The sequence below is a fragment of the Pseudanabaena mucicola FACHB-723 genome, assembly GCF_014696385.1.
Classification (GTDB): domain Bacteria; phylum Cyanobacteriota; class Cyanobacteriia; order Pseudanabaenales; family Pseudanabaenaceae; genus Pseudanabaena.
The window spans coordinates 46,177-61,257 of the sequence record NZ_JACJQB010000015.1 but is presented as its reverse complement, the minus strand read 5'-3'; the positions used below and the strand labels follow the sequence as shown (position 1 = coordinate 61,257).

The window sequence follows — 15,081 nt, the reverse complement described above, 5'->3', positions numbered from 1 at the left end:
GCGATCAATTCAACAAAAATTGATCGCTCTAAAAGTAAGAATAGTTTGACTATCTATTCTTAACTTGCCAGAAGGCATGAAGTGGACTAAAAGTTACATCTCGAACAAACTGTTGATTAGCATGAGCACCCAAGGTTTGTTCATACTTGCTTACATTGTTCTGAATTTCTAAATGTAGATGATTTTGAACGCCGGTTTTGCCAACTTCTTGCCCTGCTTCAATCCTCTTTCCGTTTGCCACACTCAAACTGCCAAGATGTCCATAAATCCATAGTTTGCCATCATCACCTTTAACAGCCATGAAGTAGTTGCCAGTTGTGTTTTGAATATTCCATGTAGTTCCACCAATTACAGCTTTAACTGGAGTGCCTTTTGGTGCGTCAATGTCAAATCCAGCGTGCCATTTCTTAAAGCCATTGAAATAGCCCTGATCGTACAAATAACCAGTATTCATCGGGCGGCGATTTCCAAAGATTGTTGCACTCAGATCAGAGTAGATTTGACTGATCGATGGAGGGGTTTTCGACTTTTCATTTACGTTCCCATCCCACTTGGGATTGGGATCAAACCTTGTGCTATCACCACTGTATTGATCCCACGCATCATTGGATAGAGAAGAAAGATCGCGATAGTAGCCGATAGATGGTGGTGGTGTCGTGCCACCGTTAATCTTAAAGCGTTGATTAGCATTACTGACACATTGCTGCAAGGTTACTAAACCGCCATTAATACGGTTGGGATTGTCTATACAAAATTTGGTCTTAGCGAGCCTGATTTGTACATCACCATTTCCGATGGATTCAATGTTAAAGTTCTGGTCGGCATCGCCAAATCGGCAAGGATAAATATTGACTTCAGCCCCATTCCAAGGACGAGCGGCATTCAAACATTTAACTGTACGGCGATGAACCAAATGGTCTCCTCCATTACCGCCAGCTTTCCGATCAAAGTTTTGATCGGGATCACTAAGGACATGATCCCAGATAGACATACGGGGGTGTCCATCGATTGTACGAAAACTTGGATTAGTATTGAGAGCCTTGTTGCCATTAAGTACAAAGGTTTCAGCATTAGACGAAGACGATCCAACAATGGATGCAAGTGACACGATCGCAACACCACCAAATACAAAGCCAGTGCATTTAGAAACAGTTGTTAGAATTGAGATGTTCATTCGTTTTACTCCTGAGTTACTTATCTCTTTGTGAGATGAACTCAGGTTAAAGGAAATGTTCAATATCTTTGAAAAACATGCAAAAATGCAATGTGTAATGACTTTGTGCAAAAATGCACAGACAAAAATGCACATAAATTTTGTCTAGTGCAATGCAGACTTACCTGTGGCGGAACTGAGTAGGAAGAGGAGATATTGATTGAGGCTTACGCCTTCACTTTTGGCTAGGGTGGCTAGGCGGTGATGTAAACCTTTAGGAATCCGCAGCATGAGTTTACCGCTATATTCAGATTCAGAACTAGGTAAAGGAATTTCATCACCGTATTCATAGGCAGTTTCTATCCATATCTCACGGGCTTCATTGATATTTGTTGCGGCTTCTTCGATGGTTTCGCCTTGGGTGAGACAACCTTTTAAATCCTTGATTTCGGCAACATAACCACCATCAGGATCGGGATAGAAAGTAATGGGATAGGCGAGTTTGAGGTAGTAATCTAGAGATTGACGTTGAGAAGTTGATTTATCGAGTTTAGTTATTGTCATCTTTCCAGTCCTCTAAATTGAGCATTTCTACGATTTTTTGAATATACGGACGCTTAACTTTTTGACCACCTGTTTTTGGGATAGTTAACTACCTCCCTAGTTGGTCTCGAAAAATATGATGAATGCCTTTTGAACGTGCTTCGTGAAATCCTAAACCTTCAAGCAGGGTGCGGACTTCCTCAAATCTGGCTTCTGGCGGACTGGCTAAAAACTTTTGGATGAGCTTGCTGAGCTTTGCGATGTGTTCATAGTATCATAGGTAGTGTCAGCTTTAAGGGCTTAGTGATGGGGAAACATGGACGAGCAAATATTTTTGAAAAAATTTAAAGAACTGGAAAGTCCTGCTAAGCCCTATGTTGTAATGAAGACTTTTTTAGTTCATTTCTTACAACATGGCAAATCTCAAAAAGAAATTGCGAAATCTCTAGAAATTGATATCTCGAATGTATCACGAAGACTAAAACTAGTTTGTAAACACTTTGATATCAAGTATTATGGGAGAGGCGGTTTACATGAGGATGATTTAATCAATTTATTTCGAAAATATAAGCCAGATTTTTTACATCCTTCTATACTGCATGGTCTAATTGATGATAATCGTTTCCAACCCCCAACCGCATCCCAAAGTAACTCTACTCCCAAATTAACAACATCTTCAGCTTCAGCGTCTGCTCCTAATTTTATTGGACGGGATGATGTTTTAGTGGAACTAGATATAAAGTTTAAGCAAAATAGACTCGTTCTCCTATTAGGAGTAGGTGGGCGAGGTAAGTCAACGGTCGCGAGGTTTTACGGTAAAAAATTTGATTATCATGATTTTTTTAAAGTTGCAAGTACCGATAGCAATGATGTTCAAGGAGCTGCCTCACTGGTTGATAAATGGTTGCAAGATTTTTGGGGCGAGGAAATAGGTGGACAACAATTTCGGATTAAGTTAGAGCGTTTTCGAAAACTACTTACAAGTGTTGATGTTAAGCGCCCTATTTGCTTTGTGATAGATAACATTGAACCTGCTCTGGTCGATGGATGGTTCAAAGATGAACATAAGCAATATATTGAGTTATTAGAAGTTCTATCTGATCCCTTCGTAGGTTCAATTACATTGATCACTAGTCGAGAACCGATTAATGAGCACAGGTTCAGCTTTGAAACCTGTCGACTACCTAGGTTATGCGCTAGAAGTTGGCATGAATATTTTCAAAGTTATGGTGTTCAAATCAGTGAAGAGTCTTTAGGCAAGGAAGATTCAGCTATTAATAAAATTCATGGGGCTTATGACGGTAATGCTGCATGTATGGCTGTGCTGTGTGCGAATATTGTTAAAAATGACGAATATGGAAAGGATTTAGAAGCTTTTTGGAATGCGAATCAGGAGGATTTACTAAGAATTTCAACAATTGAGGGCTTATTTGATCTACAGTTTGAACGGTTACAAAAGCATAATTTAGACGCTTATAATTTGCTCTGTCGGATGGGATGTTATCGTTATCAGGGTTCAGTGGATACGGTTCCTGAAGAGGGCATTACTGCTTTATTTTGGGAAGATAAGACAGAATCTAAACTTAAAGCTAAACGCGTAATTCAAAATTTGAGAGATTTCTGTCTCATTGATTTCTTAGTAGAAAAGAAAGGATATTTACTCCATCCTGTGATGCGTCAGCAGGCATTGAGTCGATTGCGAGATAGTTCTGGAAAGTGGACAGAGGAAGGGATAAAAGCGAATCAAAAAGCTGCTGAATTTTGGAAAAAATCTTTCAAATCTCTTACAAATAGAGATGATGCATTAAAAGCTTTTGAAGCTTACCATCACTATATAAATATTAACGAGTTTGCATTAGCTGGTGAGGTAATCACTCAAACGGTAACTTATAAAGAGACAAGCGAAGAGACTTTGGGAGGTTCACTTTATAGACTAGGATTGCTTAGCGATATCAGATCAGATATTAGGACAGTAGTCAATCATATGACTGATGGATATCAACTAAGCAGGATATACAATATCTTAGGGGATGTTTGTTGGTTAATGGGAGATATAAAGGAGGCTATTGACTTTCATGAAACATCAAAAGAAATAGCAATTAAATATGACTTACCTCGCCTTCAAGCAGTGGCATTCTTGAATATAGGACTTTGTCAAATAGAGCTTTGGGAACTTGAGCAAGCGAAAGCAAATTTTGAAGAATGTATAAAACTATCAAAAAATATAGATGAGGAGAAATATAAAAATGAGTATACATTTGATTCATACTATTGCTTGAGTTTTGTGAACTCTGTATTAGGGTTCAGACAGGAAGCAATTGATTATGCTGAAAAAGTACAAGGCAAGTTGGAGATAACTAATAGGAACTCTTGGTCAAAGTGCTATCGATGGTTATTCATGGGCAAAGCATACATGAACTTGTCAGATTTTGAGAAATCATTTTTTGAGAAATCATTAAAGATGTACAAAAATGCCCAAAAGGAGGCAAAGGATAGTCAGTACACTCAAGTTGAGGCAAATGCTCTAGTTGGTTTAGCTACTCTTGATAGAATGAAGAGTAAGTGGGATGACGCAATCTCTAACTATGACACAGCTATAGAGAAACTTAATAAAATTGGTGGAAACTGTGACCTTGCCGAAGCCTACTTTCAACGCGCTCTAACACATCAAGCTATGGGAAAACATTTCAAAGCACAAAAAGACAAAGATGAAGCCCTAAAACTTTTCGCGCAAATGAAAGAAGCTCCCAAACAAATCGAGAGAGTTAACAAAGCCTTTGGAGGAAACATACAACGAATACTCAAATAGTTGATGCGAGCCAAGGTAAACATTAAACCCATGATTAGCAACCTAAAATCATTCGAGTACAATAGTTAATGACTAGAGAGGACAATATGGAAGAACGGGGAGACTGTAAAATTTTTCGTGTAAATTCAGGCTGAAACCATTGTTTTTTCGTTAAATTTGTCAATTAAACACTAAGAAATTTACAGTCTCCAACGGGAGCATCTCAATTAGGCACTGAGTAGAAATACTTAGGAGGATAGAAATAGCCATTGAGATAAGCACAACGATGTTTCAAAACTTGAGCAACATTGTCTCTATGCCACTGAGCGCCAGAAATCTTGACCCGACGACCAATCTGTTTACTTGTTGATTCAACAGAGCCAGAGCCAATGGGAAGACCCTGTTTTTGTAGATAACCATACGCAGGAATACGATGACGATGATTGCGTAAATAAGCCAGAAAATTGATAACTCGTTTGGATTTACACCCAGCAAATAGGTTAATAGTCTGGAGACTGTAAAATTTTTTGTGTAAATTCAGGCTGAAACCATTGTTTTTTCGTTAAATTTGTCAATTAAACACTAAGAAATTTACAGTCTCGTTTATGGAATGCTGTTCAACAAACTTTCTGCCAATTGCCCTAACTATTCCGATCTTTGCTATACATAAGAAAACAAGCGATCGCAGCGATCGCTTGTTAACCCTAATTAGAGAAGTTCTACTTAGTTGCTACAACTGCCTTACTTGGTGATTCTGCAAGCGTTGGGAATCCAGACTGCTCAGCAAAGATTTGCTCACTCTTAGCGGAGGCAACCTGCTCACGGGCGAGACGCACCTGTGAATTAATCGCAACCGTAGTTGCATCATAGAGATTAGTTGCTAGTTTGGGATAAGCACCAATCGCCACGATTGGAACTAGCAAGCATAGGGCGATAAATACTTCGCGGGGACGAGCATCACTAAAATCAGCTTCGCTAGGTAAAATGCAATTGGTTCCAAAACAAACTACATCCTGATTCCCTTGAGCCTTGAGGCTGATATCAGAGATATCGCACGATGGATTGATATCGCAAGTGGGGTTTGCATCGGAGGCGTAAAAAATCTGACGCAGCATCGACAGTAAGTAAATCGGCGTTAAAATTACGCCCACTGCGGCTAGAAATACCGTAACTGTGCGGAAAGTAGAGCTATAAACATCACTGGATGTCATCCCCACAAAGATCGAAATCTCGCTAGCAAATCCGCTCATGCCCGGTAAAGCAAGGGATGCTAACGCACCGACTGTAAACAGCGCAAACACCTTGGGCATTACTTTGCCGATATAGCCCATCTCGGTCATGAGCATGGTGTGAGTGCGATCGTAGGTAACGCCAGCGAGGAAGAACAACACAGAGGCAATCAAGCCATGGGAGAGCATTTGCAACATTGCGCCACTGATTCCCAAATCCGTGAATGAGGCAATCCCAATCAGCACAAACCCCATATGCGAGACTGATGAAAATGCAAGGCGGCGCTTCATATTAGTTTGGGCAAAGGAGTTGACCGCACCATAGACAATATTAACCACACCGAGCATCGCTAAAACTGGCGCAAAGTAAACATGGGCATGATCTAGTAGTCCCATATTTAAGCGAATTAAACCATAGCCACCCATTTTGAGGAGTACACCCGCCAAAATCATCGATACAGGTGAAGAAGCTTCACCATGGGCATCTGGCAGCCAAGTATGGAGAGGGAAAATCGCTAGTTTGACACCAAAGGCAATCAATAAACCTGCATAAAGTGGAAGTTCTAGGGCAAGGGGGAAATCCTTGAGCGCTAGCTCTGCCATGTCAAAGGTGAGGTTATTACCATAAAGCGCCATGGCTAAACCAGCAACGAGGATGAAGATAGAAGCGGCGGCAGTATAGAGTAAAAACTTGGTCGCTGCATACTGACGTTTCTGACCTCCCCAGATGGAAACGAGCAGATATACAGGAATGAGTTCGACTTCCCACATGATGAAAAACATCAGTAAATCTTGGGAGACAAATACGCCAATCTGGGCGGCGTATAACACCAACATGAGGAAGTAAAACAGACGAGGTTTGATGTTAACTTGCCATGCTGCAAATATCGACAGTGTGGTGACAAGTCCTGCGAGTAACACTAAAGGCGCAGAGATGCCATCGACCGAAACTGCCCAACTAAGACCTAGTTGGGGTATCCAAGTGTACTTTTCCGCGAGTTGAAAGGTCGAGCTGCTCGGATCGTAGTTTTTCCAGAAGGCATAGCACATCAAGATAAAGTCAGCGATACCTACGCCTAATGCATACCAACGTACAGTTTTGCCTTCTTTGTCTGGCAAGATGGGTATGAGTAAGGAAGCTACGAGGGGCAGCAGGACGATCGCAGTAAGCCAAGGAAATTGGGCTGATGTCATGTCGATGAGAATAAATACTTACTCTAGGGAATGTTAAGCATTGTACTAAACTTTACAAAGTTTTCATCATCATTCTTTTCAATGGCAATCATATAGCTGCTGCCAATTGTGTCAGACCATAACACCTAGTATCACACCTAAAAGATGGATGTGGCGCGTCATGTCGTGACTCTCTTCTAGACATCATTAAAGCCCTAAAACCTTTTGTGCAAGCTCTTTCGTCACAGGTTTTAGGGCTTTATATTTAATTGCGCCTCGTTACTTACATGGGTTGATAATATGAGAACATTTGTTAACTTAAAGAAATATTGATTCAGGAAGTTTGCAGTGGTTACTCGACAGAAAATCGGGGTGATTGGTGGTGGACAATTGGCATGGATGATGGCAATTGCCGCCAAGAGGATTGGACTGGAGCTGTCTGTGCAAGCAGCTAGCCCCGAAGAATCAGCCGTAACCGTTGCCGATCGCGTCATTTATGGCAAAGTTGCTGATGCTAGGGCAACTGCCGAGATGGCTCAATACTGCCAAGTAATTACCTTTGAAAACGAATTCGTCGATCTCGTGGCACTTCAAGAACTAATCGATCGCGATCGCAATTTGTTGTTTTTACCCAAACTCGACACCCTCGCAATTTCCGTTGACAAATTAAATCAACGCCAACATTTTCAAGCTCATAACATTCCCACTCCTGAATTTTATGCTGTCGATAATCAAGCCGATCTGTTGGCGGCGGCGACAAAACTTGGCTATCCATTGGTGCTAAAGGCAAGAAGGCATGGCTATGATGGCAAAGGCACTTGGGTAATCGAGAATGAAACTGAGCTGCAACAGGCTTGGGCAATGATGCAGAAACTGCCTGCGATCGCTGAAGCATTTATTCCTTTTGAGCGCGAACTTGCCGTCATTGCTGCCCGCTCGGAATCAGGTGAAATTGTTATTTATCCTGTTGTGGAAACACTGCAAACCAATCAAGTCTGTCGGCGGACTGTTGCCCCTGCAAGGGTTAATGATCAAGTGAGTGAATGCATTAAAAAAATTGCTGAGCAAATCATGCTTACCTTGAATGCGATCGGGGTTTTGGGCATTGAATTTTTTTTAACAGCAACAGGCGATGTCAGCGTTAATGAAATCGCGCCACGCACCCACAATTCAGGTCATTACACCATTGAAGGTTGTCAAACCTCTCAATTTGAACAATTGCTGCGCGTTGTCAGTGCCATGCCCTTGGGCAATGTGTCAATGGTTGCACCCGTGGCAGTAATGGTGAATCTATTAGGTTTTGAGAATAAGTCCTGTGAGGATGCAGGTTACGCCGATAAGCGCACTGCGATCGCAAGTTTACCCAATACGCACATTCATTGGTATGGCAAAAAACAATCATCAGTTGGGCGCAAATTAGGTCATGTCACAGTGTTAGCCGATTACCACGATGCAGCTATAGAAATTTGCGATCGCATTGAGAGTATTTGGTATAGCCAGTAAAAATGCGGCTGAGGCGCATTTTTACTGGCGGATCTGAATCAATAACCTTCCAAATAAGCGCTTTAGCCGATGAAAATCAGCTTAGTTATGTGGGAAGTTATATCTGCGTCTCAATTGTTTCATTGAACAAGAGTTAGCGGGGAGTGGATTTACGAACGTTGCCATTACCCGCTATTTTTCTGTCTTAAAAACTATACTTCTTAAAACCAAATAAATATTTAAAAGCTATTTAAAAGCGCCGCTTTGCTGTGCTTTTAAATATTTATTTTAAGAAATCTGGCTAGCGTGATAGGAACTGCGTACCAAAGCTCCAGATCGCACATGAGTAAACCCAATCTGTTTTGCGATCGCACCCAATTGCTCAAACTCTTCAGGAGTCCAATATTTTTGTACTGGTAAATGCTCAAGGGATGGGCGCAAATATTGTCCAATTGTCAGCGAACTACAGCCAACTGCATAGACATCCTGCATGGTTTCCGTCAATTCTTCGAGGGTTTCACCATGCCCCACCATCAGCCCTGACTTGGTAATAATGCGCGGATCAATTTCTTTAACCATCGCTAAAACCGATAGAGAGCGTTCATACTTCGCACCACGGCGGACTTTGCCCTGTAATCGTCTAACTGTCTCAATGTTGTGGTTATAGCAAACAGGGCTAGCTAAAGCCACCGTTTCAATACAATTGCGATCGCCACGAAAGTCGGGTGTCAAAACCTCAATTTTGACATGGGAACGCGATCGTCGAATGGCATTCATCGTCTCCACAAAGCAATTAGCCCCTTGATCTGCCAAGTCATCCCGTGCCACCGAAGTTAAAACCACATAATCCAAGCCCAATAAATTTACTGCATCCGCCACCTTACTTGCTTCTTCAGGATCAAGAGGCATCGGCGCATGCCCCTTATCAACTTGGCAAAAACCACAGGCGCGGGTGCAGGTTGGCCCCATCAAAAGGAAAGTTGCCGTCTTTTGGGCATAGCACTCGGCACGATTGGGGCAACGTCCCTCCTCACAAATTGTATGGATACCTCTTTGTTTAATAATTTGTTGAACTTCAGAGATTTGATCAGCTTTTCCGATTTGCGGACGTAACCAACTGGGTAAACGTAACTCTTCTTTGGCGGGCATAGAATTTGCAGTTTGGATTAAGAATGCACAAAGTACATTTCTTAATTAAAGCCTATAAATTTAGGTGCAGTGCCAATCATTCATCGCCAAATTGATAAATTTGCCATCAAAAATCAGGCAAAAACAGATAAACAATGACAAAAACAGATAAAGCCCTTTACAGATATGACTCTATTGACTAGCATATTGCACTGACATATCTAGTCATAACCATGTTCGACAGATCGCAAACAAAAATCAGCCAAGAAGATCACATCAATTATTCGGTTCTGGCACGATTTTTTGAACAGAAAAACTAATAGTAAGGAATTTTGGAGGGATAGTGTTTGACCTATTAACCAATATTCTGATCTGGATTATTGCGATCCCTATTTTTATTATTCTATTTAGAGCGATTCCCAAGGACTGGTTTCGCATATTTGGTCTAGTTATATTTGCGGCATTAGTTGTCATTATTTTTGCCAATTTTCGCTTTGTTGAAGACCCAGTCCCCAAAGTTGTGGTTGAGTTTTTAACCTTCCCCTTCACATTGGTCGGAATTGTACTGCTATTACTGACTGCCAACTACTGGCTTCGGCTCAGAAATATTAGTATCAGAAGTGGCGAAAAGGTTGACAACAAGGGGGCTGTAGAAAAGGTCAGTATAGTCCGAAGAGAAATAATCATTGCCTTACTTATTTTTGCGATCGCAACTAATAATGCCACATCTGAGATATTCACCTGTTACCTAGAACAGCAAGGCGAAAATGCGATCGAGCAATCCTATCGTCGTCCCGTCAACAATTTAACTGGTCAAGATTTACAAGAGCTTCAGCGTGGAGTTTATGATTTGATCGTGGTTTTGGCAGACAATCCCCCCTATGAGCCAAGGCTACAAGAAGCAGTTAGAATATGGAACGACTCTGCACCAAACCAAAAGCCCTACATCATCCTCAGTGGCGGCAAGAAGATTACGTACCCCATTAGCAAAGGATATCCTTGCTTAATTGCGCCTGAATTACCACCAAATCGTGGAAAAAATGACATAAAAAATGAAATTATTGGCAACATAGATAATGTTGGCTTGTTTTTCGATCCTCGATTTGCAAAATATTTTCTTGACAACACCACATCCATTGAACTGCTGTCAACCGTTGATCTCACTGAAGCCGATCTCATGTGTCAGCAAATCATGAAGTTGTCAAATACCGAAGAGATGCGAGCGTCGCTCATCATCGAGCCATCAGGATTTAGCGTAAGAAGTAGCGGCGATGAAATCAATAGACTCATTAAATCCTTAGAAACCAATAAGCGGCTTCCCACAGACAGTATCAACAATCAACGCATTGTCCTAATTACTTCGCCAATCGAAGCCACGCGAGCTTTTTTGTCCTTTAGAAATCAAAAGCTCAATACGGCTCTAACGATTGCTAGCTATCCATCCGATAGTCATAGTGACCTTGCCAAACAATGTCCTTGGCCAGTTGGCAAGCAATTTACAGTCAAACCCAAGTATTTTTTGTTTAATGCTGAATCCTTTGTGAGATCAGAACGGGTATGGACTGAAGTAAAGGAACTGATTTTCTATACCCTCAGATTCTGGTTACGTCCCCCCGTCACCGATGCATTTCCCTATTTCCCGCAGCCAATCTAAAAACTCAAACAAAACAAAAAAACTCGCGATGCGAGTTTTTTTGTTTTGTTTGAGTTTGAATTTATTTAGCTGCGCCTTGTGCTTCTAAAAGCTGTTGTTTCAGGCGTTCTAGATCACTTGCCCAACGTGGATCGGGTTGATGTGCTTCCGAAGAACTGCTAGAAGTAGATGTACTTCCAGTCGTTTTCTTGTTATTGTTACGTTTTTTGCGTTTCGCAGCAGCTTTAACTGGTGCGGCGACTGCACCTGTAGAAGATTCATCTTCAGAATGAGAGGATACATCAGTATCTTCGTCAGTATCAGAACCATCTTCAGCCTTACCCTTGGTACGGGGTAGAGCCTTTTCTAGTTTCAATACAGCACCGTTGAAATCATAGCCATTGAACTTTTCAATAACCACATCAGCGACTTCATCAGAGCCAACGGTCACAAATCCAAAACCACGGCACTTGCCTGTTTTGCGATCGGTGATAACCTTCAAAGATACTGAATCACCTGATTCATTGAAAATTTTTTCTAGAGCTTGGCGATCTAATTCTGCTGGCAAGTTGCCAACATAAAGGCGAATGGACATAATAATAGAAAACCTCTACGCTATGAAATCTTCAGCAGGTGACTAGAGCAGCCGCTACAAAAAACTTGTTTTAAAAAACTTGTTCGCTACTTATTATTAGCTTAATTTTGAGCTATTGATTAGGTGCTACCTGCGATTAATCAAATTAATACAACACTTTTGTGCCATGTACCAACATAGCATATAAGATGCATGTCTTTAAAACAAAATGTAATGAAAGTATCAAAATTCCAAATTGGTATCACTAAGTGCATTTGAAATTCTGTGATTAAGCTAAAAGCCAAGGGAATCAATCCCCTTGGCTTTCAAAAATATTTCTGTACTACTCAAAGCCTCAATAGGCTGTAAACCCAAAATAGAGTTGCGGCGCTTCGTGCCGCAACTCTATTTTGGGTTTTGGTTATGCCATAACCCAAATAGCTACAGCTATGTAATAGGCAATTTATAGGAAATTACGTTTTGTGACTGTGGCGGCAAATTCTTTATCGCGAATTTGCACCTGTAAAATTTGACCATTTTTAGAGAGGTGCGGCGGGACATAACCAAAAGCGATCGCTTTGCCTAAGGTTGGCGACATTGTGCCACTGGTGACAACTCCCACGGTTTCGCCGTCATAACGAATGGGATAGTCATGACGGGCAATATTTCGACCAGCCAATTCCAAACCAACTAATTTGCGCGTCAGTCCATTCGCTTTTTGCTCTTCTAAGACCGCACGCCCAATAAAATCACCCTTCTCTTTTAAATGGATAATCCAATTAAGATCTGCTTCGAGAGGCGTAATGGTTTCATTCATATCTTGACCATAGAGATGCATTCCTGCCTCTAGTCGCAAGGTGTCGCGACAGCCTAAGCCACAGGGCATCACACCGAGATCTAGTAGTTTTTGCCAGAGCGCTCTCCCTGTATCAATATCGGTCATAATTTCACAGCCATCTTCGCCTGTATAGCCTGTGCGAGCGACAAAACTAGGTACGCCCAACACTTCAGTATTGGTATGTCCAAACCGTAGCCTTGGCAATTTTGAGAGGTCAGAAACTACGAGATCTTGTAATGTTGCGATCGCAGTTTTGCCTTGTACCGCAATCAAGATTTGGGACTCAGAGTTATCCACCAAGCGATCGCCTAAATGTTGCTGCAACCATGCCTTGTCTTTGGCACAGGTGGAGGCATTGACAATCACGGACCAATTCTCGCGATCGCCGTCGGGTTCGTGACGATAAAAAATCACATCGTCGATGATGCCTGCTTGCTCATTTAGCAATACCGTATAGAATGCTTGCCCCACCTTTAAACGCCCTAGATTTGATGGCACAAGTTTATTTAAGGCTTCGATTACCCCTTCGCCAGAAATTGCAAATTTGCCCATGTGGGATACATCAAACATACCAACTTGCGATCGCACCGCATTATGTTCGGCGACAATGCCTTTATATTGGACGGGCATCTCCCAACCGCCAAATTCTACCAGTCGCGCACCAGCCGCCACATGGAGATCGTACAAAGGAGTGCGTTTGAGAGAGTTGCTCATAGTCATCGTTCTTGATAGTGGGAATTGCTGTGTTTAGGAAAATTTATTCCCACTATATTATGTAGTTTTGTATACTGATAGATTAATCGGATCTAAAAAACGGTAATTAATCAGCGTGAGTCAGCATCCCCTTGAACAGCTAAATCGCTACGATGCCAAAGCCAATGCCGAATATTACGGTCGTCGCCCTTGGCTAGCGATTAGTCGGGTTTTTAAAATCATTTATTTTGCAATTAGTTTTGGACTAGCCTTCGGCTGGGATGTCTTGACTGGCAACACAGTGAGTCAACCGAAACTAGCCGAACAACTAAGGCGCATTATTACTGCCCTTGGCCCCACCTATATCAAAGTCGGGCAAGCCCTCTCTACCCGTCCTGACCTAGTGCGGGTTGACTTTCTTGAAGAACTAACCAAACTGCAAGATCAGTTACCACCATTTTCTAACGCCGAGGCCTTTGACATTATTCAGTCCGAGCTAGGCAAACCTGTTAATACAGTTTATCGCTATATTTCAGAAGATCCTGTCGCTGCTGCCAGTCTGGGTCAGGTGTACAAAGCCACCCTCTACACAGGTGAAGAAGTTGCTGTGAAAGTGCAGCGTCCTCACCTCATTCCCACCCTGACGCTCGATCTATTTATCCTGCGTTGGTTTGCTGGTTGGCTAGGGCCATTGCTGCCGCTCAATCTGGGGAATAGCCTTGAAGCCATTGTCGATGAATTTGGCTTAAAGCTATTTGAAGAAATCGACTACGAGCATGAAGCGACCAATGCCGAGCGCTTTGCGGGTTACTTTCGTGATGATCCCAATGTAAAAGTTCCTTCCATTTATCGCCAGTTCAGCACCCATCGCATTCTCACCTTGGAATGGATTAATGGCATCAAGCTCAATGAAATTGACCAAATTAAATCCGCAGGACTGAATACCGATAATCTTGTGCGTATTGGCGTAATGTCTGGGTTACGCCAACTGCTCGAATTTGGCTTTTTCCATGCCGATCCTCACCCTGGCAATCTTTTCGCCACCTATGACGGCAAGATGGCTTATATCGATTTTGGGATGATGGATCAATTGGATTTGCAAACCAAAGAGCAACTAGTTGATTCCGTTGTGCATCTGCTCAATAAGGACTATGACGAACTTGGTCAGGACTATGTAAGACTTGGCTTCTTACAGCCCGACATCGAAATGAAGCCCATCGTCAATGCGCTCGAATCGGTACTCGGCGATATCATGTCTGAGAAGGTCAAAGACTTTAACTTCAAGGTTGTCACCGATCGCTTCTCGAAAGTGATGTATGACTATCCTTTCTGCTTGCCTGCCAAGTTTGCCCTGATTATTCGCTCCGTAATTACCCAAGAAGGTGTTGCTCTCAGCCTCAATCCTGAGTTTCGGATTGTACAGGTTGCTTATCCCTACGTGGCGAGACGATTGCTCACTGATGAATCAGAAAGCTTACGGTCAAGACTATTGGAAGTTCTCTTTAAAGATGACAAATTTCAATGGACAAGACTGGAGAACCTACTTGCGATCGCAAAATCCGATGGTCAGTTTGACATTATTCCCACGGCGAGCATGGGCATCAAGTTCTTAACTTCTAAGGATGGTGAATATATCCGCCGCCGCATTTTATTGGCTCTCACCGAGGATAATCGTCTGCATACGGAGGAGCTAATGCGAATTTGGCAAATGATCGGCGCAGATCTAGAGCCAGCCAAGTTATGGGATATGGCAGTTAAAACCCTAACTGGAGCGATGCCCAAAGCGATCGCTGCCGCGATTCCCTTTGCCGCTTTTCAAAACATTAACTAACCTAGAAGCTTGTGTA

At 42.2% G+C, this 15,081-nt stretch carries 10 protein-coding genes and 1 pseudogene; 4 read left to right on the top strand and 7 right to left on the bottom strand.

The features are described 5' to 3' along the window. Positions 1 to 49 precede the first annotated feature (49 nt). Both H6F41_RS09580 and H6F41_RS09575 read right to left on the bottom strand, forming a co-directional pair. Positions 50 to 1,174: a peptidoglycan DD-metalloendopeptidase family protein gene (locus H6F41_RS09580; RefSeq protein ID WP_190403255.1), complete on the bottom strand. Its 1,125-nt coding sequence runs from the start codon at positions 1,172 to 1,174 to the stop codon at positions 50 to 52. 144 nt (positions 1,175 to 1,318) lie between these two features. Continuing rightward, positions 1,319 to 1,717, bottom strand: a complete 399-nt coding sequence (locus H6F41_RS09575) for a type II toxin-antitoxin system HicB family antitoxin (protein WP_190403254.1) — start codon at positions 1,715 to 1,717, stop codon at positions 1,319 to 1,321. 295 nt (positions 1,718 to 2,012) lie between these two features. Here H6F41_RS09575 and H6F41_RS09570 point away from each other — a divergent pair, with 295 nt between their 5' ends. After that, positions 2,013 to 4,505, top strand: a complete 2,493-nt coding sequence (locus tag H6F41_RS09570; protein WP_190403253.1) for a tetratricopeptide repeat protein — start codon at positions 2,013 to 2,015, stop codon at positions 4,503 to 4,505. Positions 4,506 to 4,707: 202 nt separating this feature from the next. On the opposite strand, the pseudogene H6F41_RS09565 reads toward H6F41_RS09570, so the two are convergent. Continuing rightward, positions 4,708 to 4,956, bottom strand: a pseudogene (locus H6F41_RS09565) (hypothetical protein); the annotation flags it as partial. A 247-nt stretch (positions 4,957 to 5,203) separates the two neighbouring features. Then, positions 5,204 to 6,907, bottom strand: coding sequence for an NAD(P)H-quinone oxidoreductase subunit 4 (locus tag H6F41_RS09560; RefSeq protein ID WP_190403252.1), 1,704 nt, complete (start codon positions 6,905 to 6,907; stop codon positions 5,204 to 5,206). Between the two features lie 327 nt (positions 6,908 to 7,234). Here H6F41_RS09560 and H6F41_RS09555 point away from each other — a divergent pair, with 327 nt between their 5' ends. Then, a complete protein-coding gene (locus tag H6F41_RS09555) occupies positions 7,235 to 8,389 on the top strand; it encodes a 5-(carboxyamino)imidazole ribonucleotide synthase (RefSeq protein ID WP_190403251.1) in 1,155 nt (384 codons plus the stop codon). Positions 8,390 to 8,656: 267 nt separating this feature from the next. Here the strand turns inward: H6F41_RS09555 and lipA are convergent, their stop codons facing one another. Then, positions 8,657 to 9,517, bottom strand: coding sequence for a lipoyl synthase (gene lipA, locus H6F41_RS09550; RefSeq protein WP_190403250.1), 861 nt, complete (start codon positions 9,515 to 9,517; stop codon positions 8,657 to 8,659). A 322-nt stretch (positions 9,518 to 9,839) separates the two neighbouring features. Between lipA and H6F41_RS09545 the strand changes: the two genes are divergently transcribed. Further along, on the top strand, positions 9,840 to 11,150 hold the full coding sequence (locus H6F41_RS09545) for a YdcF family protein (protein WP_190403249.1): 1,311 nt from the start codon (positions 9,840 to 9,842) through the stop codon (positions 11,148 to 11,150). Positions 11,151 to 11,211: 61 nt separating this feature from the next. Here the strand turns inward: H6F41_RS09545 and H6F41_RS09540 are convergent, their stop codons facing one another. Next, a complete protein-coding gene (locus H6F41_RS09540; RefSeq protein WP_190403248.1) occupies positions 11,212 to 11,724 on the bottom strand; it encodes an RNA recognition motif domain-containing protein in 513 nt (170 codons plus the stop codon). A gap of 442 nt (positions 11,725 to 12,166) precedes the next feature. Then, positions 12,167 to 13,255 (bottom strand): glycine cleavage system aminomethyltransferase GcvT, encoded by a 1,089-nt coding sequence (gcvT, locus tag H6F41_RS09535; protein ID WP_190403247.1) that lies wholly within the window; start codon positions 13,253 to 13,255, stop codon positions 12,167 to 12,169. A gap of 115 nt (positions 13,256 to 13,370) precedes the next feature. On the opposite strand from gcvT, the gene H6F41_RS09530 reads away from it, so the two are divergent. Beyond that, on the top strand, positions 13,371 to 15,065 hold the full coding sequence (locus H6F41_RS09530) for an ABC1 kinase family protein (protein ID WP_190403246.1): 1,695 nt from the start codon (positions 13,371 to 13,373) through the stop codon (positions 15,063 to 15,065). Positions 15,066 to 15,081 lie beyond the last annotated feature (16 nt).

Excerpts from the sequence above, each read along its gene's own strand:
- H6F41_RS09575 (WP_190403254.1), bottom strand. The coding sequence starts at position 1,717 with ATGACAATAACTAAACTCGATAAATCAACTTCTCAACGTCAATCTCTA.
- H6F41_RS09560 (WP_190403252.1), bottom strand. The coding sequence starts at position 6,907 with ATGACATCAGCCCAATTTCCTTGGCTTACTGCGATCGTCCTGCTGCCC.
- H6F41_RS09570 (WP_190403253.1), top strand. The coding sequence starts at position 2,013 with ATGGACGAGCAAATATTTTTGAAAAAATTTAAAGAACTGGAAAGTCCT.
- H6F41_RS09540 (WP_190403248.1), bottom strand. The coding sequence starts at position 11,724 with ATGTCCATTCGCCTTTATGTTGGCAACTTGCCAGCAGAATTAGATCGC.
- H6F41_RS09580 (WP_190403255.1), bottom strand. The coding sequence starts at position 1,174 with ATGAACATCTCAATTCTAACAACTGTTTCTAAATGCACTGGCTTTGTA.
- lipA (WP_190403250.1), bottom strand. The coding sequence starts at position 9,517 with ATGCCCGCCAAAGAAGAGTTACGTTTACCCAGTTGGTTACGTCCGCAA.
- gcvT (WP_190403247.1), bottom strand. The coding sequence starts at position 13,255 with ATGAGCAACTCTCTCAAACGCACTCCTTTGTACGATCTCCATGTGGCG.